The 23,079-nt window shown below is 73.0% G+C and carries 22 protein-coding genes and 2 pseudogenes; 9 read left to right on the top strand and 15 right to left on the bottom strand.

Going from position 1 to position 23,079, the window contains the following annotated elements; genetic code table 11:
- Positions 1-3 precede the first annotated feature (3 nt).
- Positions 4-1,149: a glycosyltransferase family 4 protein gene (locus GA0070620_RS16840; RefSeq protein WP_091592027.1), complete on the bottom strand. Its 1,146-nt coding sequence runs from the start codon at positions 1,147-1,149 to the stop codon at positions 4-6.
- Between the two features lie 155 nt (positions 1,150-1,304).
- Between GA0070620_RS16840 and GA0070620_RS16845 the strand changes: the two genes are divergently transcribed.
- Positions 1,305-1,994, top strand: a complete 690-nt coding sequence (locus GA0070620_RS16845) for a TIGR03089 family protein (RefSeq protein ID WP_091592029.1) — start codon at positions 1,305-1,307, stop codon at positions 1,992-1,994.
- Between the two features lie 223 nt (positions 1,995-2,217).
- On the opposite strand, the gene GA0070620_RS16850 is transcribed toward GA0070620_RS16845, so the two are convergent.
- Entirely contained in the window at positions 2,218-4,206 is a 1,989-nt protein-coding gene (locus tag GA0070620_RS16850) for an acetoacetate--CoA ligase (RefSeq protein ID WP_091592031.1), read from the bottom strand.
- 146 nt (positions 4,207-4,352) lie between these two features.
- Entirely contained in the window at positions 4,353-4,871 is a 519-nt protein-coding gene (locus tag GA0070620_RS16855) for an acyl-CoA thioesterase (protein WP_091592033.1), read from the bottom strand.
- A gap of 23 nt (positions 4,872-4,894) precedes the next feature.
- Here GA0070620_RS16855 and GA0070620_RS16860 point away from each other — a divergent pair, with 23 nt between their 5' ends.
- From GA0070620_RS16860 to GA0070620_RS33625, 4 genes and pseudogenes are all read left to right on the top strand, one after another.
- The gene (locus GA0070620_RS16860) at positions 4,895-5,557 is read left to right on the top strand and encodes a hypothetical protein (protein WP_091592035.1); all 663 of its coding nucleotides are present in this window, start codon (positions 4,895-4,897) and stop codon (positions 5,555-5,557) included.
- Positions 5,558-5,607: 50 nt separating this feature from the next.
- Positions 5,608-5,955 carry an aldo/keto reductase gene (locus tag GA0070620_RS16865; protein ID WP_197677460.1) on the top strand — a complete coding sequence of 116 codons (348 nt, stop codon included), beginning with the start codon at positions 5,608-5,610 and terminating at the stop codon, positions 5,953-5,955.
- A gap of 126 nt (positions 5,956-6,081) precedes the next feature.
- Positions 6,082-6,300, top strand: a pseudogene (locus tag GA0070620_RS33620) (helix-turn-helix domain-containing protein); the annotation flags it as partial.
- A gap of 330 nt (positions 6,301-6,630) precedes the next feature.
- Positions 6,631-7,383 carry a hypothetical protein gene (locus GA0070620_RS33625; protein ID WP_231922522.1) on the top strand — a complete coding sequence of 251 codons (753 nt, stop codon included), beginning with the start codon at positions 6,631-6,633 and terminating at the stop codon, positions 7,381-7,383.
- Positions 7,384-7,462: 79 nt separating this feature from the next.
- On the opposite strand, the gene GA0070620_RS16875 is transcribed toward GA0070620_RS33625, so the two are convergent.
- Together GA0070620_RS16875 and GA0070620_RS16880 are read right to left on the bottom strand one after the other, a co-directional pair.
- Positions 7,463-7,912 (bottom strand): hypothetical protein, encoded by a 450-nt coding sequence (locus GA0070620_RS16875; RefSeq protein WP_091592038.1) that lies wholly within the window; start codon positions 7,910-7,912, stop codon positions 7,463-7,465.
- 294 nt (positions 7,913-8,206) lie between these two features.
- The gene (locus GA0070620_RS16880) at positions 8,207-9,370 is read right to left on the bottom strand and encodes an acyl-CoA dehydrogenase family protein (protein WP_091592040.1); all 1,164 of its coding nucleotides are present in this window, start codon (positions 9,368-9,370) and stop codon (positions 8,207-8,209) included.
- 251 nt (positions 9,371-9,621) lie between these two features.
- Between GA0070620_RS16880 and GA0070620_RS16885 the strand changes: the two genes are divergently transcribed.
- Complete coding sequence (locus GA0070620_RS16885) at positions 9,622-11,049, top strand: UDP-glucose dehydrogenase family protein (protein WP_091592041.1); 1,428 nt, start codon at positions 9,622-9,624, stop codon at positions 11,047-11,049.
- 159 nt (positions 11,050-11,208) lie between these two features.
- Positions 11,209-16,128 carry an SCO7613 C-terminal domain-containing membrane protein gene (locus GA0070620_RS16890; protein ID WP_091592044.1) on the top strand — a complete coding sequence of 1,640 codons (4,920 nt, stop codon included), beginning with the start codon at positions 11,209-11,211 and terminating at the stop codon, positions 16,126-16,128.
- A gap of 235 nt (positions 16,129-16,363) precedes the next feature.
- On the opposite strand, the gene purE is transcribed toward GA0070620_RS16890, so the two are convergent.
- From purE to GA0070620_RS16905, 3 genes and pseudogenes are all read right to left on the bottom strand, one after another.
- Complete coding sequence (gene purE, locus GA0070620_RS16895) at positions 16,364-16,855, bottom strand: 5-(carboxyamino)imidazole ribonucleotide mutase (RefSeq protein WP_091592048.1); 492 nt, start codon at positions 16,853-16,855, stop codon at positions 16,364-16,366.
- Between the two features lie 40 nt (positions 16,856-16,895).
- Positions 16,896-18,080 (bottom strand): 5-(carboxyamino)imidazole ribonucleotide synthase, encoded by a 1,185-nt coding sequence (locus GA0070620_RS16900; protein WP_091592050.1) that lies wholly within the window; start codon positions 18,078-18,080, stop codon positions 16,896-16,898.
- 37 nt (positions 18,081-18,117) lie between these two features.
- Positions 18,118-20,180: pseudogene (locus GA0070620_RS16905) on the bottom strand (thioredoxin domain-containing protein).
- Positions 20,181-20,209: 29 nt separating this feature from the next.
- Between GA0070620_RS16905 and GA0070620_RS32710 the strand changes: the two are divergent.
- Positions 20,210-20,353, top strand: coding sequence for a hypothetical protein (locus GA0070620_RS32710; protein ID WP_157741640.1), 144 nt, complete (start codon positions 20,210-20,212; stop codon positions 20,351-20,353).
- Between the two features lie 58 nt (positions 20,354-20,411).
- Here the strand turns inward: GA0070620_RS32710 and GA0070620_RS16910 are convergent, their stop codons facing one another.
- The gene (locus tag GA0070620_RS16910; RefSeq protein ID WP_091598884.1) at positions 20,412-20,696 is read right to left on the bottom strand and encodes a hypothetical protein; all 285 of its coding nucleotides are present in this window, start codon (positions 20,694-20,696) and stop codon (positions 20,412-20,414) included.
- 5 nt (positions 20,697-20,701) lie between these two features.
- The gene (locus GA0070620_RS16915; RefSeq protein ID WP_231921825.1) at positions 20,702-21,046 is read right to left on the bottom strand and encodes a hypothetical protein; all 345 of its coding nucleotides are present in this window, start codon (positions 21,044-21,046) and stop codon (positions 20,702-20,704) included.
- Positions 21,047-21,136: 90 nt separating this feature from the next.
- Between GA0070620_RS16915 and GA0070620_RS16920 the strand changes: the two genes are divergently transcribed.
- A complete protein-coding gene (locus GA0070620_RS16920; protein WP_331713187.1) occupies positions 21,137-21,352 on the top strand; it encodes a hypothetical protein in 216 nt (71 codons plus the stop codon).
- A gap of 28 nt (positions 21,353-21,380) precedes the next feature.
- On the opposite strand, the gene GA0070620_RS16925 is transcribed toward GA0070620_RS16920, so the two are convergent.
- The 5 genes from GA0070620_RS16925 to GA0070620_RS16945 form a co-directional block, all read right to left on the bottom strand.
- Positions 21,381-21,779, bottom strand: coding sequence for a hypothetical protein (locus GA0070620_RS16925; RefSeq protein WP_091592054.1), 399 nt, complete (start codon positions 21,777-21,779; stop codon positions 21,381-21,383).
- Between the two features lie 76 nt (positions 21,780-21,855).
- Entirely contained in the window at positions 21,856-22,116 is a 261-nt protein-coding gene (locus tag GA0070620_RS16930) for a hypothetical protein (protein WP_091592056.1), read from the bottom strand.
- Positions 22,113-22,469, bottom strand: coding sequence for a dATP/dGTP diphosphohydrolase domain-containing protein (locus GA0070620_RS16935; RefSeq protein WP_091592059.1), 357 nt, complete (start codon positions 22,467-22,469; stop codon positions 22,113-22,115). The genes GA0070620_RS16930 and GA0070620_RS16935 overlap by 4 nt, the downstream gene beginning before the upstream one ends.
- Positions 22,466-22,684 carry a hypothetical protein gene (locus tag GA0070620_RS16940; protein ID WP_091592061.1) on the bottom strand — a complete coding sequence of 73 codons (219 nt, stop codon included), beginning with the start codon at positions 22,682-22,684 and terminating at the stop codon, positions 22,466-22,468. The genes GA0070620_RS16935 and GA0070620_RS16940 overlap by 4 nt, the downstream gene beginning before the upstream one ends.
- Positions 22,684-23,076, bottom strand: coding sequence for a hypothetical protein (locus tag GA0070620_RS16945; RefSeq protein ID WP_091592062.1), 393 nt, complete (start codon positions 23,074-23,076; stop codon positions 22,684-22,686). The genes GA0070620_RS16940 and GA0070620_RS16945 overlap by 1 nt, the downstream gene beginning before the upstream one ends.
- Positions 23,077-23,079: the final 3 nt, after the last annotated feature.

The raw sequence follows: 23,079 nt of genomic DNA on the forward strand, positions 1-23,079 counted from the left end.
GCATCAGGCGCGCGCCCGGCTCCACGCCGCGATGTGGACCTCGGCGCTGGACTCCCAGGTGAACTCCTTCGCCCGGTCGAAACCGGCCTTGGCCAGGGCCAACCGGCGCGGCTCGTCGTCCAGCAGGACGGTCAGGTCCGTCGCGATCTGGTCCGGGTTCTCACTCGTGTACGCCACCGCGTCACCGCCGACCTCGGGCAGCGACAGCCGCGGGGTGGTGAGCACCGGCGCGGCGCACGCCATCGCCTCCAGGATCGGCAGGCCGAAACCCTCCCCGTAGGACGGGTAGGCCGCGACCAGTGCGCCGCCGAGGAAACCGGGCAGGTCCGCGTAGCGGAGATAGCCCGGGCGCAGCAGGCGCAGGTGCGAGGGCACCTCGGCGACCGCGCGGTCGATGTCGTCGTCGTGCCCCTGGCCACCGGCCACGACCAGCGCGGGCGGGTTGGGCCGGTCGGCCACGGCCCGCGCCCAGCCGCGGATCAGGTTGGGTACGTTCTTGCGCGGCTCCTTGGCGCCCAGGAACGCGATATAGCTGCTGCTGCCCAGCCCGAGCCGTGCCCGCACCCGGGCCTTCTCCTCCTCGGTCGGCGCGTGGAAGGCCGCGTGGTCGACACCGTGGTAGGCCACGTCGATCCGGGTCGGGTCGGCGTCCAGCAGCCGGATCAGCTCGTCGCGGGTGGCCTTGCTCGGCACGATCACCCGGTCGGCGCGGCGCAGCGAGGTCTTGATGGCGCTGCGGAAGAAGGTGCGGCGGGACTTGTCGTAGTGCTCCGGCTCGGTGAAGAAGGTCGCGTCGTGCACCGTCACCGTGACCGGACAACCCGCCCGCAGCGGACAGGTGTAGAAGGGTGAGTGCAGCACCTCGGCGCCCACCTGCTGGGCCAGCAGCGGCAACCCGGTCTGCTCCCAGGCGAGCCGGGCCGGCCGGTGCGCGACGGCGGCGGGCGCGGGGATGATCTCGGCCCCGGGCAGCATCCGGGTGTAACGCTCCAGGTCCGTCCGCAGGCTCACCACCGCCAGTTCGACGGCTGTGCCGCACACCTTGCCGAGGGCGCCGAGCAGGCCGTCGACGTATCTACCGACGCCGCCACGGTCGGCGGGGACACTCGTGGCGTCGATGAGCACGCGGGGCGGGCGACCGGCGGTCACGGGGCGACTCCTTGAAGCTGGTGGATCTGTGGGGAACAACACGTCGGGGGGTAAGCCTACGCCGGAGCCGCCCCCGGACGTTGACTGCGACCCGACCGTACGCCGACTTGTCATCGTCATCGTGTACGTGCCACGGGGGCGTATCGTTCGCGCCGATGGCCGAGAACATTGCCCGGGTGTTCGCCGACGCGGTGGCGACCGACCCGACCCGACCGCTGCTCACCTGGTACGACGACGCCACCGGCGAACGCACCGAACTGTCCGGCACGACCCTCGCGAACTGGGTGGCGAAGACCGCCAACCTGCTGGTCGACGAGCTGGCCGTGGGGCCCGACGACAGCGCCGGGGTGCTCCTGCCCCCGCACTGGCAGACCGCCGCGGTGCTGCTGGGCTGCTGGTCGGCCGGCCTCACCGTGGCCGATGCCCCCGGCCCGGTCGAGGTGCTCTTCGCCGCCGCCGACCGGGTGGGCGAGGCGCCCGCGTGGCCGGCGAACGAGCGGTACGCGCTCGCGCTGGCCCCGTTCGCCATGCCGCTGCGCGAGGTGCCGCCGGGCTTCGTGGACTACGTCGTGGAGGTACGCACCCACGGTGACCACTTCACGCCGGTCCCGACCGGCGGGCCGACCGAACGGGAGCTGCTGACGCGGGCTCGGGCCCGGGCGGGGGAGTTCGGCCTCACCGCGGGCGACCGGGTGCTGGTCGACGCGGCCCGCTACGCCGACCCGGTGGACTGGCTGCTCGCCCCTATGACCGCCAACGCCACCGTCGTCCTCTGCGGCAACCTCGACGAGTCCCGCCTAGCGAACCGCCAAGAATCCGAAAAAACCACCAAAACCCTCCCCTAACCCACCCCGCCTCGCCCCGCCCGCCTCACCCCCGCGATCTTGCAGCGTGTGCCCCCCGCGACGCCCGAATCACCCCTTTCACCGGGGCAGCATCGCGCGCACATCCGGTCGATCATGCAGTTGTGGTGCCTCGCAAAGGGCGCGAATGGGAGCTGATCCGGCACCACAACTGCATGATCGCCGGGGCGGGGGGTGGGGGCGCGGGGAGGCGGGGGGGGTGGGGTTAGGCGGGGGTGGGGTTGTCGTGGGGGGCCCGGCGTTGGGCCAGCGCGGCGAACGCGGTCAGGGACTCCGGGTTGGCCAGGGCGCCGGTCGCGGCCGCCCGGTCGACCGGGGTGCCGGTGAGGATCTTCTTGACCGGCACCTCCAGCTTCTTCGCCGACAGGGTGCGGGGCACCGCGCGTACCTGGTGGATCTCGTCGGGGATGTGCCGCGGCGACAGAGCCGTACGCAGTTCCCGGGAGATCTTCCGCCGCAGCGCGTCGTCCAGCTCCAACCCCTCGGCGAGCACCACGAAGAGCAGCAGCTCGCCGGCACCGCCCTCGTCGTCCTCCAGGTGGACCACGACCGAGTCGACGACCTCGTCCAGCCCTTCGACCACGGAGTAGAACTCGGCGGTGCCGAGTCGTACGCCGCCACGGTTGAGCGTCGCGTCGGAGCGGCCGGTGATCACACAGCCGCCGTGCTCGTTGATCGTGATCCAGTCGCCGTGCCGCCAGACCCCCGGGTAGACGTCGAAGTACGCCTCCCGGTAGCGGGAGCCGTCCGTGTCGTTCCAGAAGCCCACCGGCATGCTCGGCATCGGCGCGGTGATCACCAGCTCGCCGAGCTCGCCGATGACCGGGGTGCCGTCGGCGGAGCGGGCCTCGACCCGGGCGCCGAGCGCCCGACAGGTGATCTCACCGGCGTGGACCGGCAGCAGCGGCACGCCGCCCACGAACCCGGTGCACACGTCGGTGCCGCCGGACAGCGACTGGAGCTGGAGGCGGTCGCCGACGGCCTCGTACACCCAGGTGAAGCCCTCGGCCGGCAGCGGGGCGCCGGTGGAGCCGAGGCCGCGCAGCGCGGACAGGTCGGCGATCTCCCGGGGGACCAGGCCGGCCTTGCGGCAGGCCAGCAGGAACGGCGCCGACGTGCCGAAGTAGGTCGTGCCGGTCTCCTCGGCGAGCCGCCAGAGGGCACCCAGGTCGGGGTGGCCCGGGTTGCCGTCGAAGAGCACGATCGCCGCACCCACCGCCGGCCCGGAGACCAGGAAGTTCCACATCATCCAGCCGGTGGTGGTGAACCAGAAGAACCGGTCGGCCGGGCCGAGGTCGTGGTGCAGGGCGAGCATCTTCAGGTGTTCGAGGAGGATGCCCCCGTGGCCGTGCACGATCGGCTTGGGCAGGCCGGTGGTGCCCGAGGAGTAGAGCACGTAGAGCGGATGGTCGAAGGCGACCGGGGTGAAGGCCAGCGGCTCGTCGGTGGGCGCGGCCAGCTCGGCCCAGGGGATCCCGCCGGCGGGCGGGTCACCGGCCGGGTCGAGGTACGCGATGCCGACGGTGTGCCGCACGGACGGCAGGGCGGCCCGGATGGCGGCGACCTCGGCACGCCGATCCACGGCCTTCTCGCCGTAGCGGTAGCCGTCGACGGCGACCAGCACCGTCGGCTCGATCTGCTGCCACCGGTCGGTGACGCTGCGGGTGCCGAACTCCGGCGCGCAGGAGGAGAAGATCGCGCCGAGACTGCTGGTGGCGAGCAGCAGCACGTACGTCTCGGGGATGTTCGGCGCGTACGCCGCCACCCGGTCACCGGCCGTGACGCCCAGCCGGCGCAGCCCGGCCGCCACCCGACGGACCTGCTCGCGCAGCTCGGCGGCGGTCAGCGTGACCGGCGGCCGGGTCTGCCCGTGCGCGATCACCACCGGGTCGTCGTCGGCCCGGCCGGGCATCCGCAGCACGTTCTCCGCGTAGTTGAGCGTGGCGCCGGGAAACCAGCGCGCCCCCGGCATCGCCGCGTCGGCCAGCGTGGCGGTCGGCGGGGTGTGCGCCACCACCTCGAAGTGGTCCCAGATCGAGCGCCAGAAGGCGTCCAGGTCGGTGACCGACCAGCGCCACAGGGCGTCGTAGTCGGCGAAGTCGAGGCCCCGGTGCTCCCGGAGCCAGCGCAGGTAGTTCCCGATCCGGGACCGCTCGCGTACGTCCGCCGGCGGCGTCCACAGCACGTCACCCACTGCTCCACCCTCCCCTGGCCCGGGCACGACACTGTGCGATGGGCCGTGGCGCCATCTTGCCCTACCTCGAAGCGTCATTCTCCGCACCCGCCGCCGTCGAGGGGGCGTGGCCGGGCCACATGCCTGCCCGGCCCTCGGTGTGGGGTTCAGCCGGCGCGGTGGGCCTGGATCGCGCGGCGGCGGGCCAGTCGGTGTGCCCGCCGGATCTCGGCCTCCCGGTAGCGGCGCTCGTCCTCGGGGGTCTCCGGCAGGACCGGCCGGACCGGGCGCGGCGCACCGCCCAGGTCGACGCCGACGAAGACCAGGTACGCGGTGGCCACCCGCACGGGCTCGTCCTCGGCCGAGTCCCAACGCTCCGCGACCACCCGTACGCCCACCTCCATCGAGGTCTGGCCGGTCCAGTTGACCTGGGCGTGCGCGTGCACCAGGTCACCGACCCGGACCGCCTCGGAGAAGACGATCTCGTCGATCGCGGCGGTCACCGCGGTGCCGCCGCTGTGCCGGGCGGCGGACGCGCCGGCCACGTCGTCGACGAACTTCATCAGGACGCCGCCGTGGACGGTGCCGTACAGGTTGACGTCCACGGCCGTCATGATCCGGCTCAGCGTGACGCGGGAGTACGACGTCGGCTTGCCGGCCGGCGCGCTGGAGGGGTGCTCGGTCATGTCGGAAACGGTACGGTGCGCGAATGCGTCATCTCTGGAGCTTCCTCGCCGGGTTGGTGGTGGTACCCGTCACGTGGGTGCTGGTCACACTCGGACAGGACGGGTCGAGCCGGACGGTAGACCGTTGGGTGGACCTCGGTACGTTCAACACGGCCAACCTGATCGAACCGGCCGTCTACCTCGGTGTCGGCGGCGTCCTGCTGGGCCTGCTCGGCACGCTGCGCATCTCACCGGTCGGGCCGCTGGTGGCCGGGCTGCTGCTGGTCACCCCGTACATCGGGATGTTCGTCGCGCCGTTCACCGTGCGTGACCGCATCCCGGACGGCTGGAAGGTGTTCGGTGATCCGCTGCCGCTCCAGCTGCCGGTGGAGAACGGCACGCTCTTCCTGATCGGCCTGCTGCTGCTGATGGCGACGTTCAGCATGCAGCGTTGGCGCCGCTGGCCGCAGCCGGCCACCGAGGCGGCACCGGCCGCGGCGGCGGGTGAGACCCCCACCCGTGAGTTCAGCCTCACCGACTGGCCGCCGTCCGGCTCGCCGGACCGGGACACCGCGCCGCTCACCCTGGGCTACCCGGACCCGTCGACGCCGACCGAGCCGCTACCCCGGCGGACCGGCGGCGAGTCGCCGTGGTCGGCGCCGCCGCGTACCGCGAACCGGCCGGAGGACAGCTCCGGCATCCGCTGAGACCGCGGGCGGGCCGGTGTCCGCCGGCCCGCCCCCGACAGCGTCAGCCCTTGAGCAGCTGGCGGGCCCTGGCGACGCTCCACAGCGACGGCCGGGTACGCGCCATCGGCGTCTCGAACTTCCTCCCCGAACACCTCGACCGGATCGTCGACCTCGGCGGCGTGGTATCCGCCGTCAACCAGATCAAGCTGCACCCGGCCCTGCAACAGCGTGAGATCGAGGCCGCGAACCAGCGTCTCGGCATCGCCACGCGGGCATGGAGCCCCTTGGCGAGGGCTGCGGTGCTGACCGACCCCGCGGTGACCGGGATCGACGGCGGCACCCGGCCGCACCGGCGCCCAGGTCGTCCTCCGCTTTCACCTCCAGCAGGGCCGCACACCACCCCCGCACACTGGTAGCCGTCGTCCGCCGATCGAGGAATTCAATATAATTCCTCCACTTTGGAGGAATTACCAGGGAACATGAGCCCCGTGCTGCGGCACCCCCCCCCCCGCTCCAGGGCTCTACCGAGACAAGGGAGCGGCATGGCTCGGCACGAGCGGCCCGTAGATCCGACGGCTGGACCGTTGTCGTCCTTCGCCCACGAGCTACGAAAGTTACGTGTCGAAGCGGGCAACCCCACCTACCGGCGATTGGCCGAGGTGGCCGGCTACAGCGCCTCGACCCTCTCCGCCGCTGCCGGCGGAATCCGGCAACCCAGCCTCGACGTGCTGCTCGCGTACGTTGGGGCCTGCGGCGGGGACACCGCCCAGTGGAGGCAGCGTTGGCTCGAACTGAACGAGGAACTGCGGCCCGCCGGTTCGGCCGGGGCACCAGCCGACCCGGCGAGGGCGGAAACACCCGACCCGACGCCGGCCGAACCGATCGCCACGCCCCTCGCAGAGTCACCACCCACTGTGACTGCCGGGGATCCACCCGCCCCGGCTACGGGTGAGCCAGCCGGCACCAGCGGCGCAGCCGGACCGACCCACGACCGGCCCGCGAGCCCCCCGCGACACCGGAAACTCCGACGGCGACTGGTGCTGGCGGCGGTGGCGGTCGCCGGACTCGCCGGTACGGCCGCCGTGGTGCCGATGACCCAGCCGAGGTGGGCGGCCAAAGGGGCGACGTCGGCCGCTGGCACGACGACCACCACAGCCTGCCCGGCGACCACCACGGACGCCGCCTTCACCGCCGTCACGTACGGCGGTGGTGTGCACGTCCGGAGCGAGCCCCGCCGCGACCAGGGCATCCTCTACACCATTCCGCCCGGCTGCGTGGTCGGGCTCACCGGCTACTGCCTGGGTGAGCGGATCACCGACTCCACCTCCCAGACCCCCGACATCCGCTGGTTCACCCTCGCCGACGGTGGGCTGATCGCCTCCGGGGTGGTGCACGGCAACCCGCCCGCGGGCCTGGAACCGTCCCGCTGCCGGGGCGACCGGCCCGGGCCGGCCGCGATCGCCCTCGCGATCGCCCCCGATGCGACCGGCCCGGGTGGGTGGCGGCTGAGCGCGACCGGCACGCACGTGGAGATCGTCGGCTTTGCCGCCTACTACGCGGACGACCCCGCGCTGCCGGCGGAGCGTCGCTGGCACCAGATCGGAATGACCGGTACGGCCGCCCCGCCGTTCGACCTCGTCTGGAAGCTCGACCGCCGGTCCGTGCAACCCGGACCCACTGCCGAGATCCCGGTGGCCGCGGTCGCCTGTCTCGGCGGTGGCGCGCCGACCGACGTACTCGACGTGCGGGTGGCCCGCCGTGACGGCTCCAGCACCGCCGACGCCCTGCCGCTCACCGCCGACCAGCGGCTCGCGGCCCGCCGTACCGCCTGCCTCTACCCCTGAGAGGGGCGTACGCGCACGGCCACCACCGGTGGCCCGGTGGGACGGATCCCACCGGGCCACCGGTCAGGCGTCACCGAACTCAACAGCCCTGGCGACCGGAGCGGATCCAGTAGGTGGTGCCGGCCCAGTCCATCTCGCCGTACGCGTCGACGCAGTTGTTCGCCGTGCCGGTCACTCCGCGCGGCCCGGCGTAGTACAGGTAGTCGCCGTTGTCCTTGCTGGAGACCGCGGTGGCGGTGCACGAGCCGGTGCCGGAGGTCTCCGCGCACCGGGCGATCTGCACCGAGGTCCGCGCCGAGGAGCCGTACGCCGCGCCGCGGTGGTACATGCAGGCGCTGTTCGTGCCGCCGTTGGTGCTGTTGTAGTAGATGACCAGCTCGGCAACGGGGTTGCTCGGCGGGTACGCGTAGCTGTAGGTGACCGTGCCCGAGCAGGCCACCGCCGCCTGCGACGGGGCCGCCGTGACGACCAGCACCGTGCCGAAGGTCAGCAACGCCAGCAGCGCTCCGAACGCCTTGCGCAGCATCATGACTTCCACTCCTCCGGGACGGGGTTGGTTGAGAGCCGTCCCGCCGTCCACTTCTACGGAACAGGGAAGTTGATCGCCGCTGGTGGTGACGCCAATCAATCAATCTCGCACAACGCCGAACAACCGCGCACCGCGTCGCCGCGCCGGACCGAACGGGTCGCGCTCCCCAGAACGCCAACCGAAAGCGTTCTGGGGAGACCGAGAACATCCCACAAGGTAACCGGTCAGTCACGCTTCGCGACCGCGGTGATCGGCTCAGCCACACCCGCTCCGAGCTGCGGAAACAGGCCGCGATCAGCCCTTCAGGAGTTGCCTCGCCATGACGATTCGCTGGACCTGGTTCGTACCTTCGTAGATTTGGGTGATCTTGGCGTCCCGCATCATGCGCTCGACCGGGTAGTCCCGGGTGTAGCCGTAGCCGCCGAGCAGCTGCACCGCGTCGGTGGTGATCTCCATGGCCGCGTCCGAGGCGAAGCACTTCGCCGCCGCCCCGAAGTAGGTGAGGTCGGCGTCGCCGCGCTCCGACTTGCCGGCCGCGGCGTAGGTGAGCTGCCGGGCCGCCTCCAGCTTCATGCCCATGTCGGCGAGCATGAACTGGACGCCCTGGAACTCGGCGACGGCCTTGCCGAACTGCTTGCGCTCGCTCACGTACCCCTTGGCGTAGTCGAGCGCGCCCTGCGCGATGCCGACCGCCTGAGCGGCGATGGTCACCCGGGTGTGGTCCAGGGTCCGCATCGCGGTGGCGAAGCCGGTGCCCTCGGCGCCGATCATGCGGTCCGCCGGGATCCGAACGTTGTCCAGGTAGACCTCGCGGGTCGGCGAGCCCTTGATCCCGAGCTTCTTCTCCGGCGCGCCGAAGCTGACGCCCGCGTCGGACTTCTCCACGACGAACGCGGAGATCCCCCGGGACCGGGCCGACGGGTCGGTGACGGCGAAGACGGTGTAGAACTCCGACACCCCGGCGTTCGTGATCCACCGCTTCACGCCGTTGAGCACCCAGTGATCCCCGTCACGTACGGCGCGGGTGGTCATGGACGCGGCGTCGCTGCCGGCCTCCGGCTCGGAGAGGCAGTAGGAGAACATCGCGTCGCCGGCCGCCACGGGCGTGAGGTAGCGGCGCTTGAGCTCCTCGGAGCCGGCCAGCAGGAGGGGCATCGTGCCGAGCTTGTTGACCGCCGGGATGAGGGACGAGGAGGCGCAGGCCCGCGCCACCTCCTCGATCACGATGGCCGTGGCCAGGGCATCCGCGCCGGCGCCGCCGTACTCGACCGGAATGTGCGGTGCGTGGAAGTCCGCCGCGCGCAGGGCGTCGTACGACGCCTTGGGGAATTCGCCCGTCTCGTCCGCCTCGGCGGCGTGCGGTGCCACCTTCGCCGCGCAGACCTCCCGGACCGCCTCGCGGATCGCCTCGTGCTCCTCGGGCAGCCGATAGACGTCGAACGACTCCTCTGCGGCCATGTCGGCCCCTCCCCTTCACCGCTATCATGCGCAGTCTGTAGGTGTCCTGGCCGCCGACCGCGCAGACTGAAGGATAGGCGACCAGGGTTCAAGTTATGTTACCGGCGCGTAGGTACGGGCTTGACGGAGCACCCACGCCGCTGCGCGATGATGGAAGACAGATAGTGAGCCACCCCTCCGGTGCCCGGCCAGGCGCCGCAGCAGAACGCGACGCGACGGTGCGCCGCCCAGTGCGAGCGGAGAAGACAGGCGTGACGATCCCGTACCCCAACAGCCAGCCGGTGCCCGCCATCGCCGCGGTGACTCCTCCCTCGGGCGCCGCGCGGCCGCGGGTGACCTTCCTCGGCACCGGGTATCTCGGTGCGACGTACGCCATCTGCTACGCCGAGCTGGGCTACGAGGTGCTCGGCTTCGACGTCGACGCGGACAAGATCGCGATGCTCAACGCGGGCCAGGTGCCGATCCACGAGCCCGGCCTGGACGAGCTGCTCAAGCGCAACCTCGCGGCCGGGCGGCTGCGGTTCAGCACCGACATGGCGGAGACCGCCGAGTTCGGTGACGTGCACTTCATCTGCGTCGGCACCCCGCAGCGGGCCGACGGCATGGGCGCCGACCTGTCGTACGTCGAGGCGGCGGTGACCGGCCTGGCCCAGCACCTCACCCGCAAGGCCCTGATCGTCGGCAAGTCGACCGTGCCGGTCGGCACCGCCGAGTGGGTGGAGCAGCTGGTCGGCAAGCACACGTCGGCCGACCTGGGCGTCGAGGTGGCGTGGAGCCCCGAGTTCCTCCAGGAGGGCTTCGCCGTCGACGACGTGCTGCGGCCCAACCGGATCGTGGTCGGCGTCAAGAGCGAGTGGGCCAACGGCATGCTCTACGCCGCGCACAAGGGCGTCTTCGACCTGGCCGCCACGGAGGACCGCGAGGTGCCCCTGGTGGTCACCGACTTCGCCACCGCCGAGCTGGTCAAGGTCGCCGCCAACGCCTTCCTCGCCACCAAGATCTCCTTCATCAACGCGATGGCCGAGGTCTGCGAGGTCGCCGGCGGCGACGTCACCCAGCTGGCCCGGGCGATCGGCTACGACCCCCGGATCGGCAACCGCTTCCTCCAGGCCGGCCTCGGCTTCGGCGGGGCCTGCCTGCCCAAGGACATCCGCGCCTTCCAGGCTCGGGCCCAGGAACTGGGCGCCGGCGAGGCGCTGCGCTTCCTGCACGAGGTCGACCTGATCAACCAGCGCCGTCGCGCGCGGGTGCTGCACCTCGCCGCCGAGCTGCTCGGCCGCCGCTCGGGCCCGGCCGGGCCGGACCTCTCCGGCACCCGGGTCGCCGTGCTCGGCGCGACCTTCAAGCCCAACACCGACGACGTACGCGACGCCCCGGCGCTCGCGGTGGCGGCGCTGCTACACAAGGCCGGCGCCGACGTGCACGTCTTCGACCCGCAGGGCACCGAGAACGCCCGCCGCGCGGTGCCCGAGCTGACCTACGAGACCAGCATGAACGACGCGGTCACCGGGGCCGACCTGGTCTGCGTACTCACCGAGTGGGCCGACTTCCGCAACGCGGACCCGGTCGCCCTCGGCGAGCTCGCCGCCGGCCGCAAGGTCGTCGACGGGCGCAACTGCCTCGACCCGGCACTCTGGACGCAGGCCGGCTGGGAGTACCGGGGCCTCGGCCGTCCCTGACCCACGCTCGACCCCACGGCCGGCCGCGCAGCCCGCGGCCGGCCGTTTCCTTTGTCGCGCGCCCTCGTTTGTCCTGGACCCGCCGACAACTGTCGAAAAAAGCGCCAGCTTTGGGCATGCTGCGACAGTGGGAGTCCACAGTGCGGGTGGAGGGGTGTCGTGGCGACCTTTCAGTGCTCCTCGTGCGGCCGGACCATCAAGCCGGCCGTCCGCTGCCCGCACTGCGGCGCCGAACAGCCACAGTGGATCGAGCACCTCGCGGACATCGAGCGCTCCATCGCGGAGATGAAGGTGCGCGACGCCGCCATCGCCCGCGAACAGAAGCAGATCGCCGCGAAGATGCAGGCGGCGCTCTTCCAGCGGGACATCCTCGCGCACGCCGGGGAGGAACGGCTCAAGCAGGCCGCCCGGCCGCGCCGGGTGCTGCGCCGCCGCCCGGGCCGCCGTCCACCCACCGCCACCACCGGCGCCCCGCCCCGGGTGCCCCGGCAGGGCACGCCGGCCGGCCCCACGGAGCCGCCGCCCCCACCGCCCGCCACCTGGCTGGACGCGGACAACCCCGAGCACCCGCCGGAGGCGTCCTCGCGGGAGGTGCAGAACATTCCGCTCGGCCTGGGCGCGCTGCTCCTGGGCGTGGCCGCGGTGGTCTTCGCCGCCGTGGCGACGAGCTCGATGGACGCCGTGGCCCGGCTCGGCATCCTCGTCCTGGCGACCGTGCTGCTCCTGCTCGCCCCGCCGGTGCTCGCCAAACGCGGGCTCACCTCGACCGCGGAGACGATCGCCGCGGTCGGCCTGCTGCTGGTGCCGCTCGCCGGGTACGCGCTCTGGGCGGTCGACCGGATCGGCAGCGGCGGCGCCTCGGGGGCGGCCTTCGCCGGGGTGGTCTTCGCGGTGACCGCCGGGGTGTCGTTCGGGTACGCGCGCTGGACCGGCCTGCGCGCGCCCCGCTTCGCCACCGTGCTCGCCGCCCAACCGGTCGTGCCGCTGCTGGCGTACGAGCGGCTCACCGGCCCGGGCGCCTGGGCCCTGGCACTGACCGTGGTCGCCCTGCTCGACCTCTGGCTGGTGCGTTCCCGGGTGGCCGTGGAGCGCCCGGTGCGCCGGGACCTGCCGCAACCGGCCGAACCGACCGAACCGGTCACGCCGGCCGCACCGGCGCCCGCGCCCCGCCAGCGCACCGCCGAGGGTCGCCCCGAGGGCGCGCCCGAGGAGGAGGGCGAGGTGGTGGCGCCGGACGCCACCCCGACCGAGGCGCCGACCCGACCGGTGCCCGGGCTGCGCGAGCTGACCTGGCTGCTGCACGGGATCGCGGTCGCGGTCGCCCTCGCGTACGCGGTCACCGCCCTGCTCCGCGCGACCACCGTGCCCACGGCAGGCGGCGCCGGCCTGGTGCTGCTGCTCGCGGCCGCCGTCGCCCTCGCCGGCACGCTCGCGCTGCGCCGGCCGCCACTGCCCGACGTCGGCGCGGGCATCGTCACGCTCGCGGTCATCGGCGCGCTGAGCCGGATCGCCTCGGTCGCGCTGCCCGGACGGGCGCTCCTGTTGATCGCCGCCGTCATCGCGGTCACCGGCCTGGCTGTCCGGGCCGTCCCGGAGGCGGCCCGGCGCGGCCCGCAGCTGGCGTCGGCGGTGGCGCTGACGGTGAGCGGTCTCGTGGTGGCCGGTGGCGCGCTGCGCGCCGGCGTCGCCCCGGTGCGCGCCGCGCTCCCGCCCTGGGCCGCCGACCTCGACCGGTACGCCGCCGAACTGTCCGCCGCGGTCGGCCCGGCCGCCTGGCAGCTCGCCGCGAGCGCCTTCCTACTGACGGTCGCCGCCGTGCTGGCCCTGCCGCCGGACATCCGCCGCGAGTTCGCGGTGGCCGGCGCGGCGTTGACCGCGCTGGCCGTACCCGCGTCGTTCGGGCTCGGCTGGGCGGTGGCCCCGTGGCCGATGGTGCTGGCCGCCGTCGGCATCGGCGTCGCCGGCCTCTCCGCCCGCACCACCCGCGCCGCGCTGGCGCACGCGGCCGGCGCCGCCGGGGTGGGTCTGTTCGGCGCGGGCGCCGGGCTGGCCCGACCGGCGCTCACCGCCGCGGTCCTGCTGGTGCTCTTCGCGGCGGGCGTGGTGGTCGCGGTGGCGCCCCGGATCCGGATCGCACCCGCCCCGGCCGACGTCGTCTCCGCCTGGGCGGCCGGCGGGGCCGCGTTCGCCCTGCCCGGTGCGGTGGCCGCCTTCGTGGCCGCCACCACGCCGGTCGACCCGACACCCACCCCGGCGAGCCTGCGGGAGGTGACGGTTCCCGTCCTTGCCGCCGCCTTCCTGGCCGTCTGCGTGACCCTCGGGTACGCCGCGATCGTGCAGGTCTCCCAGCGGCACATCCCGGCGCCGCTCGCCGTCGGCACCGGGCTCGGGGCGCTCGTGGTGACCGCCGCCGCCTTCGGTGCGCCCGGCGCGACCGTGGCCGACGCCTGGGTGGGCGCTCTGCTGCTGGTCGCCGCGGTGCTCCTGTTCCTGGCCCCGTCGATCGACGCCGGGCGGCGCTCCGACCTCACCCTGGACGGCTCCGACCTCGCCGCCGCCGCCGTGACGGCGGCACTGATCGCCACGCTGGTCCGGGTCGCGGCCGTGCTCGCCCCCGGCGGGCAGCTCGCGGTGGCGGCCGCGCTGGTGCTCGTGGTCGCGGTGGCCGCCCGGGCGATGCCCGACGAGTGGCGGCGCGGCCCGATCCTCGGCATCGCGGTGGGCGGCCTGCTGATCGGTCTGCTGGCCGGCTGGACGGCGCTGCGCGGCGGGGTCGGCGTGCTCGCCACCCCGGGCCCGATCTGGGCCGGTGACCTCTCCGGCTGGCCGGCCGCGCCGACCGGCGGCTCGACCTGGCAGGCGCCGATCGCCCTGCTGCTGCTCGCCCTCGCGGCCGGGATCCTGCTGCCGCCACCGTGGCGGTACGACGTCTCCGGCGCGGCGGTGGTGCTGGCCACGATCGGCGCACCCGCCGCGTTCACGCTGCCGTGGTGGTCGCCGGTGCTGGTGGGCGCCATGGTGGCCACGGTGTACGGGATGGCCGCGGCCGCCACGTTCGACCCGCGCGCCGCGCTGTCCCGGGCCACCGTCGCCGGGGTGGTGGCCCTGCACGGCGCGGGCGCCGGCCTGGTCCGCCCGTGGACGACCGCGCTGGCCCTGGGCAGCATCGCGCTGATCGGCGTGGCCGTCGCCGCGCTGGCCCGCAACGCCGCCACCACGCTCGTGGAGGACGTCGAGACCGACGGCATGCCCACCCACCTGGCGCAGATCGGTGGCGCCGCGACCTGTGCCGCCGTGCTCGCCCTCCCCGGCGCGGTCGCCGCGTTGGCCGCCGAGTTCGGCCACTCGGCGCAGGTGGTGCTGACCGCCGCGCTGGCCGCGTCGAGCCTCGGGCTGGCGGCGGTGGCCGTGGCGCGCCGCCAGGTTCCCCAGTACCTGCCCTGGGCGAGCGTCGCGGTCGCCGGTGGCGCCACGGTCAGCGCCCTCGCCGCCTTCCCGACCGGCCTCGCCGTCGGCGTGTACGCGGCCGCCGCGGCGCTGCTGGGCGTGCTCGCCGAGTTGGTCCGCGCCGCCACCGTCCCGCCGGCCGGGTCGGCGCAGCCGGTGTGGCGCTGGTCGGTGCGGCTGAACGGCGCCCTGGGCCGCCCCCCGGACAACGCGAACCGGCGACGCTGGCGGGTGAACCCGGCCGCCGGGGCGCTGGCCGCCGCGGTCCTGCCGACCGCGCTCGCGCTCGCCTCGATCGCGCGTGCGCTGGAGGTCGCCCTGGTCGAACCCCACCGGACGCTCAGCCGAATCTGGGAGGGGCCACCCCCCGAGCTGCTCACCCCGCCGCCCGGCGCGGTGGACCCCACGCACGTGCTGACCGCGCTGCTGCTGACCATCACCGCAGCCCTCGCCGCCAGCGGCTTCAGCGGCGGACGGCGGGCCCGGGCGGTGCCCGTGGTGCTGCCCGGCGCGGCCGTCACCCTGCTGATCACGCCGATCGCGCTGGGCAACGGCTGGCCGGCGAGCGCGCTCGCCGCGCTCTCGGTCTTCACGATCTCGATGCTGGGTCTGGCGTTGACCCCACCACCGCCGCTGGTCGAACCGGCCCGCTCGCTGCGGCTGGCCCGGGTCCTGGTCTTCGTGATCGGCCTCGCGGCCGGCGGCGCCGGGTTGGCCGGCAGCCTCGCCACCCGGGAACTCACGCTGTTCACCCTGGGCGGCGCGGTCGGCGTCGGCGCGGTGGCGGCGCTGTTCGGCACCACCCAGCGGGCCCGAATCCTGGGCTGGCTGTTCGCCTCGCTGATGGCGCAGCTCTTCGTCCTCACCGCCGGGCTGGTCGCCGGGCTCGCCGCGGTGTGGTCCGCGTTCGGCGTACTCGCCGTCGGCGCGGCACTCCAGGTCTTCGCCGCCACCCTGCCCCGCCTGCGTCGGCCCGAGGCGCAACGCGAGGCGGCCACCGTGGAGTGGAGCGGCTACGCGGCGGCGTTGATCGCGCTGGCGCTCGCGTACGAGTCGCCACGGCACATCGCCGCCCTGCTGGCCGCCTGGGGTGCGGTGCTCGGCGTGGCGGCGGCCCGCCCCAACCGGCGGCCCGTGGAGCGGCGCATCCTGTTCTGGGCCGTGGTCAGCTGCGAGATCACCGCCTGGTGGATCCTGATGCGGGTCGCCGACGTGGCGCTGCCGGAGGCGTACACGCTGCCGTTCGCCGCCCTGGCCCTGCTGGTGGGGGTGCTGGAACTCCGCCAACGGCCCGACCTGAGCAGTTGGGTGGCGTACGGGCCGGCGCTGGTCGCCGCCTTCCTGCCGTCCCTGGCCATCGTGATCGCGACCGAGTCCACCACGCTGCGGCAGGTGCTGCTGCTGCTCGGCGCGGTCGCCGTGCTGGTCTTCGGCTCGTCGAGCCGGCAGCAGGCCCCGGTGATCGTGGGTGCCACGGTCACCGCGGTCACCGCGATCCACGCGCTGTTCGCGTTCGGACCGTGGCTGGCGCTCATCCCCGTCGGCATCCTGCTGCTGATCCTCGGGGCGAGCAACGAGCGTCGCCGCCGCGCCCAGGAGCGCCTACAGACCGCCCTCCGCGCCATGCGATAAATCGGAGAGTCACGGCGGACGTCGTCGCGCTCTGGCTGAGCATGCTCGGTCCGCGCGGACCCGCCCGGCCGCGGCGCGGACCCGCCCGGCCGCGGCCCGGACCTCCCCGAGCGGCGGCGATCTTGCAGTTTGTGACCTGAAAAAGGATTCAAAAGCCGCATTTCGGGGGCCGAAAGTGCAAGATCGCGGAGGCTGGAGGCTGGGGCGCCGTCTCGGGCGGGGCGGCGGGGCGGGGTTAGGCGAGGGAGGCTTGTAGGGCGGCTTCCTTCTCGGCCACCAGCTTCTCCAGGTCCTCCTGGTAGGCGACCATGCGGTCGCGCAGCTCCGCGTCGGTCGCGGCGAGGATGCGCACGGCGAGCAGGCCCGCGTTGCGGGCGTTGCCGATCGCCACGGTGGCGACCGGGATTCCGGCGGGCATCTGCACGATGGAGAGCAGGGAGTCCATGCCGTCCAGGTGCTTGAGGGGCACCGGGACACCGATCACCGGCAGCGGGGTGACCGAGGCGACCATGCCCGGCAGGGCGGCGGCGCCCCCCGCCCCGGCGATGATCACCTGGAGGCCACGGTCGGCGGCGGTGCGCCCGTACTCGATCATCTTGACCGGGGTGCGGTGCGCCGAGACGACGCTCACCTCGTGGGTCACCCCGAATTCGTCGAGGACCTCGGCGGCGGCCTTCATGGTCGGCCAGTCCGAGTCGCTGCCCATGATGAGCCCGACGGTGGTCACTCGTGGCTTCCCTTCGTTCGCGACTGCGGGGCTCGCAAGCTCACTCCTCGCGCTCACTGTGCCCCTCCCGAAGCCAGCGAGCGGCCCGCGCCGCCCGCGCCCGTACGTCGTCCAGGTCGTCGCCGAGCACCGTGATGTGCCCGATCTTGCGGCCCGGGCGGACCTGCTTGCCGTAGAGGTGCACCTTGGCGCCCGGTTCGGCGGCGAAGAGGTGGTGCAGCCGCTCGTCGATGGAGATGCCACCGGGCTCACCACCGAGCACGTTCGCCATCACGACGACCGGCGCGGCGAGCGAGGTGTCCCCCATCGGGTAGTCGAGCACGGCCCGCAGGTGCTGCTCGAACTGCGAGGTCCGGGCGCCTTCGATGGTCCAGTGTCCGGAGTTGTGCGGGCGCATCGCCAGCTCGTTGACGATGACCCGGCTGCGGTCACCGTCGGCGACCTCGAACAGCTCCACCGCCAGCAGGCCCACCACGCCCAGCGAGGTGGCCAGGTCGATGGCGAGCTGCTGGGCGGCCAGCGCCAGCTCCTCCGACAGGTCGGGTGCCGGGGCCAGCACCTCGACGCAGATGCCGTCGACCTGGACGGTCTCCACGACCGGGTAGGCGGCCACCTGCCCGAACGGCGAGCGGGCCACCTGCACGGCCAGCTCCCGGCGCAGCGGCACCCGCTCCTCGACGATCAGCTCGGTGCCCCCGGCCAGCAGCGTGGCGGCCAGCTCGGCCGCGTGGGCGGCGTCGGTCACCACCCAGACGCCCCGCCCGTCGTAGCCGCCGCGGGCGGCCTTGAGCACCACCGGCCAGCCGACCTCGGCGCCGAACGTGACCAGGTCGTCGGACGTCTCGACCGGGCGCCACGCCGGCACCGGGGCGCCAAGCTCGGTCAGCCGCTCCCGCATCGCCCGCTTGTCCTGCGCGTAGCGCAGGGCGTCGGCCGGTGGGTAGAGCGTCACGCCCTCCGCCGCCAGCGTGCGGATGTGCTCGTTGGGGACGTGCTCGTGGTCGAAGGTGACCACGTCGCAGCCCTTGGCGAAGGTGCGCAGCGCGGAGAGGTCGGTGTGGTCGCCGTACTGGACGTCGGCGGCGACCAGCGCGGCACCGTCGTCGGGGGCGAGCGCGAGGACGCGCAGCGACTGACCGAGGGCGATCGCGGCCTGGTGCGTCATCCGGGCCAGCTGGCCACCGCCCACCATGCCGACTACGGGCAGACCCGTCCGAGAATCCATAGCGGCGCCAGCCTATCGGGGCCGGCGGGAGGGTCCGCTACCGGCCGCCGAGCTGCCCGACCAGGTCAGCCACGTCGGTGACGGGCCGCTCGCAGACGAAACCGCGGCAGACGTACGCGGCGGGCCGCCCGTCGACCATCGGGCGGTCCGCGAGCAGCGGCACCCCCGGCTGGTCGCTACGGCCCGCCACGACCACCGCCCCGGGTGGGGCGTGCCGGTGGGCCGCCGCGAGCAGCGGATCGCCGACCGGCTCCTCGGTGACCACGGCGATCTCGTACGGGCCGGAGAGCAGCGCCTCGCCGACCATCGCCGCGTACCCGGTGAAGCGGGCGTGCCGGCCGACGATCGGGGCGACCGTGCCGAGGGCGGTCTCGGCCGCCTCCCGGTAGCGGGTCTCGCCGGTGAGCGCCGCGTACGTCACCAGCGCGGCGACGACCGCCGAGCGGCCGGACGGGGTGGCGTTGTCGGTCGGGTCCGCCGGCCGGGTGACCAGCCGCTCCGCGTCGTCGGCGGTGTCGTAGAACCCGCCGTCCGGGGCGGCGAAGTGCTCCAGCGCGACGTCCAGCAGCCGGCCGGCCAACTCCAGCCAGCGCCCCTCGCCGGTGAGCTGGTGCATGGCGCAGAACGCCTCGGCCACGCAGCCGTAGTCCTCCAGCACGCCGGCCGGCTCGCCGACGACCTTGTCCCGCGAGACGCGGCGCAGCCGCCCGTCCACGAGATGGACGCGGGCGAGGTGCTCGGCGGTGTCCCGCATCGCGCCGTCGGTCACGATGAGCACACCGTCCATCAGGTTGGCGTCCTCGTCGTCGGGGCTGGCGTAGAGGGCGGCGACCTGCTGGAACTCGGCGATCGCGGTGATCGCCAGCCCGTTCCAGGCGGCCACGACCTTGTCGTCGCGGGCAGGCTGGGGCCGGGTGTCCCGGGCGACCAGCAGCCGCCCCACGACCTCCTGCCAGCGGCGGCGCACCGCCGGGTCGGCGTCGTCGACGTCCCGGGCCAGCCGCAGCACGCTGGTGCCGTGCTCGAAGGTTCCGGGTTCGGTCACCCCGAACAGGTCGGCGGCGAAGCGGCCGTCCTCCTCGCCCAGCACCTCGACGAGCTGCGCCGGCGTCCAGACGTAGGTGAGGCCCTCGACGCCGTCGGTGTCGGCATCCAGCGCGGACGCGAAACCCTCGCCGGGCCGGTGCAGCTCGTCGGCGAGGAACCGGGCCGTGTCCCGGGCCACGCGTCGGGCCAGCCGGTCGCCGGTGAGCCGCCACAGCTGCGTGTACGTCCGCAGCAGCAGCGCGTTGTCGTAGAGCATCTTCTCGAAGTGCGGCACGGTCCAGTGGCCGTCCACCGAGTAGCGGGCGAAGCCACCGGCCAGCTGGTCGTAGATGCCGCCCCGCGCCATCGCCTCGGCGGTGTGCCGGACGATCTCCAGGCTCCGCTCCGAGCCGGTGCGCTGGTGGTGCCGGAGCAGGAACAGCAGGTTCATGTGCGGCGGGAACTTCGGGGCGCCGCCGAAGCCGCCGTTCGTCTCGTCGTACTCCTGGGCCAGTTGGCTGGCCGCGTCGTCGAGCAGCGACGCCTCCAGCGGCGCGGTGGGGCCGCCGACGGCCTGGGCGCCACCGATCGCCTCGACCACCGCGGCGCCCTGTTGGAGGACGGCGTCGCGCTGGTCCCGCCAGGCGGTGGTGACCGACTGGAGCAGGCGGGCGAAGTTCGGCTTCGGGAAGTAGGTGCCGCAGAAGAACGGGGTGCCGTCGGGGGTCGCGAACACGGTCATCGGCCAGCCGCCCTGACCGGTCATCGCCTGCGTCGCCGTCATGTAGACCGCGTCGACGTCCGGACGCTCCTCCCGGTCCACCTTGACCGACACGAAGTCGGCGTTCATCAGCGCGGCCACCGACTCGTCCTCGAAAGACTCGTGCGCCATCACGTGACACCAGTGAACAGTTAGAAGCCTAAGTGGCAGGACGAATACCCAACTGAGATCAGTAGGGGAACGTCCCGCCTCTTAGCTTCTGCCATCGCCTCCTCTCCCCATGGCCACCAATCGACAGGGTTGGTGGCGTGCTGGAGGAGGTACGGCGACTGCGAGCTGGCCAGTCGATTCATGCGGCAGATCTTGCCACAGGAGGAGGGCCGTGCGGTTGTGCGCGTACGACGAGGAGCTTGAAACCGAGATCGACCGCTGGGTGAAGGACCAGCTTGACGAGGCCCCCGAGCTGGGGGAAGGGATCATGCAGGCGTTGAGGCAGTCGGGCGAGGACTCGGCGCACGAGGAGTAGAGCCATCGAGAAGGCCCCCGACAGCATCGTCGGGGGCCTTCAGTCTCGGCAGGCGGGTCTACCCCACGCGGACCGGGGTCCGCGCGATCGGCCGGCGCCTCGCTGGCTGCCCCTGCGGCCTCGGCGGAGCGATGAGCCGGAGCCCTTCGGGCATCACGTAGATCGACCGACGGTGCAGGGCGTTGCCGCGGGCGTCCAGGCTGTAGCCGTCGAGCCACACCCAGCCGTCGTAGGTCGGCCAGTCGAGCACCCGAATGAACCGGAAGATCAGCGCCCGGGGGCCGGCGAACTGCACCGAGCACTCCGCGCCGACGTGCAAGGTGTCCCCCGACTTCGGCTTCAGCAGCATCAGCGGTCACCGCCGTCGGGGTGCAGGCTCGGGTTGGTCCAGGCGATGAACCGATCGAACAGGGCTTGCGAGTCAGGCGCCGGGTTCGGGTCGGGCAGGAGCTTGATCATGTCGCCGATGGCGTCGGTCAGGTAGCCGGCCATGTAGGCGGCGAGGCTGGCCTTGCCGTTGCGGAACTGCATCTGAAGCTCAAGCCTGGCCGGCTCGCACGGCCAGGGCTCCTGGCACTCCCGGCACAGCCAGATCGGGCGCTGCGCGGTGTGCGGGACCGGGCCTACCAGCGGGCGGAGTTGGGGAGCGGCCGGCGAAGCCGCGTACCGGAGCGTCGCACCGTTCGTCCTCATCCCCTGATGCTGACGGTCGTCACTACCGGCTGTCAACGACTTCCGTCGTTTCTGTAAGCGCTTCTTTCGGCGATGCCTACCGTCAACGACGTGGAGTGGGATCTGGTGGGCATCTCGGAGATCCGGTGGATGCTCGGCGGCCTCTCCCGGCAGCGGACCAACGTCATCGCGAACACCAAGGGTTTCCCTGACCCGATCGCCGAGCTGGAGATGGGCAAGGTCTGGCTCCGGCGCGACGTCGAGGCGTGGATCAGGGACAACCGGCCGGAGTTGCTGGAAAACAAAAAAGGCCCGACCCCCGAGTAGGGGGCCGGGCCGTTGATGTTGCTTTCGCCTATTCCGAGGGGGCGCGCTCGATGTAGTGCGGACCGCAGAGCCGGGCTCCGTTGACCTCGGGCACGTCGGCCTCGTAGTGGGTGTGGCAGGGCAGGGCGGACGGGTCGAGCTGTCGGATCTGGCACTCCCGCGCGGCCAGGCCGTCGCGGATCAGGATGCGCAGGGTCGAGTCGACGTACCCCCGCAGGTGCGTGTCGTCGCCGCCGGTTCGCGCGAGGTAGTCGTCCCGCAGGTCGAGCATCAGGCCGCCGATGGCAATCTTCTCGGCGCCCGCGGTGACGTCCTTCGTGTCGTGGCCGTACTCGGCCTCGATGGCGTAGTCGATCAGGTTCTTCACGGCGGCGGTGGTGCCCTCGGAGAGGGCGGGGATGCTCACGTCTTCCGTGCTGCTGCTCATTCGCTCTCCTCGTGTCACGTTCGGGCAGTCAGATGGTAGCGGCCGGACCCGAAGGCCCGGCCGCTCTGCGCTGGTGTCAGCTCACCTGGTCGGCGCTGTTCGGTACCGCCGTGGTGCCGCGCTCGCTCATGTCGACCTCGGCGGTCACCGAGGTCACGACCGTCACGGTGCCGTCGAGCCGGTACAGGTCGACCCGGAGGGTGCCGTCACCGGGCGTGAAGAAGGAGATCAGTCCGCCGCCGGCCGGCGAGCTGAACTCGATGATCCGCGTGTTGGGGCCGGCGTACTGGTTGGCGACCGGGTTGGTGTTGACGCTCACGTCGTACCTGCGGCTCACTGCGTCTCCCTCGTCTGGTACTTCACGAACTCGGCGGCCATGAGGTTGAACATGACGGCGGCGGCGTGGTCCTCGTCGTCCTCGTCGCACATCCACTGGATGAGGTGCCGGATCGCGCTGGACTTCGCGCGGGCCAGCTCCTCGGCGCCGCGGGCCTTCTCCCAGTTGCGCTCGCCGTACTTGACGGCGCCGCGCTGAAGGAGTCGGGCGAACCGGGTGAGCATCTGCTCCTCGAAGGGCAGGCCCTCCGCGAGGATCAGGTCGAACCGCGGCTTGCCCTCCTGGACGTCGCGCACCATGCCGGAGGCGTACTCCGCGCGCTCGCCGGAGTCCTTGGTGGTGTAGGTGCTCACAGCGCCTCCCGGTGGACGATGGTCGTTCCCGGCTCGCGGCGCTTGAGGCGCCTGCGCTCCCTGCGGATCTTGCGGCGAGCGCCCCACCGCGTGTCCGCGTAGCCGATGAACTTCGCGTGCCAGCCGGTGTGGCCGGCGCCATCGGGTACCAGGTAGACCCGGTAGGCGAAGATCCTCCCCGGCTCGCTGCGCTGGTCGACGATGATGAACTCCATCAGGCGGTCACCTGCTCCCACACCTTCTCGACCTGAGCCTGGTCCTCGGGGTCCAGCTCCTTGACGATCCAAGGCTTCGTGCCGAAGGTCGTCTCGTCGCCCTGGGCGATGTAGCCGGCGAGCACGCCCTGCTGGTCGAACGTGCGGACGAGCTGCTTGTAGATGACGCTGGCGTTCACGATGGTGTCCGGGAGCACGTGCGTCGGGCGGCCGGCGTCCAGGGCGTCCTCGTCGCCGAAGATGACCGCGGAGCACAGGACTTCGGACTTGCCGTCCGCTCCGGTGGGCATCACGGCGCGCGGCTTGAGGACGACGGCGTACGCGTCCTCGTGCTCGGCGGGGCGGAAGTAGTTCGCGGACACGGTCGTGGGGTTGATGAACTTGGTTCCCATAGG

Source organism: Micromonospora krabiensis (genome assembly GCF_900091425.1).
In the GTDB taxonomy this organism is placed as follows: Bacteria; Actinomycetota; Actinomycetes; order Mycobacteriales; family Micromonosporaceae; genus Micromonospora; species Micromonospora krabiensis.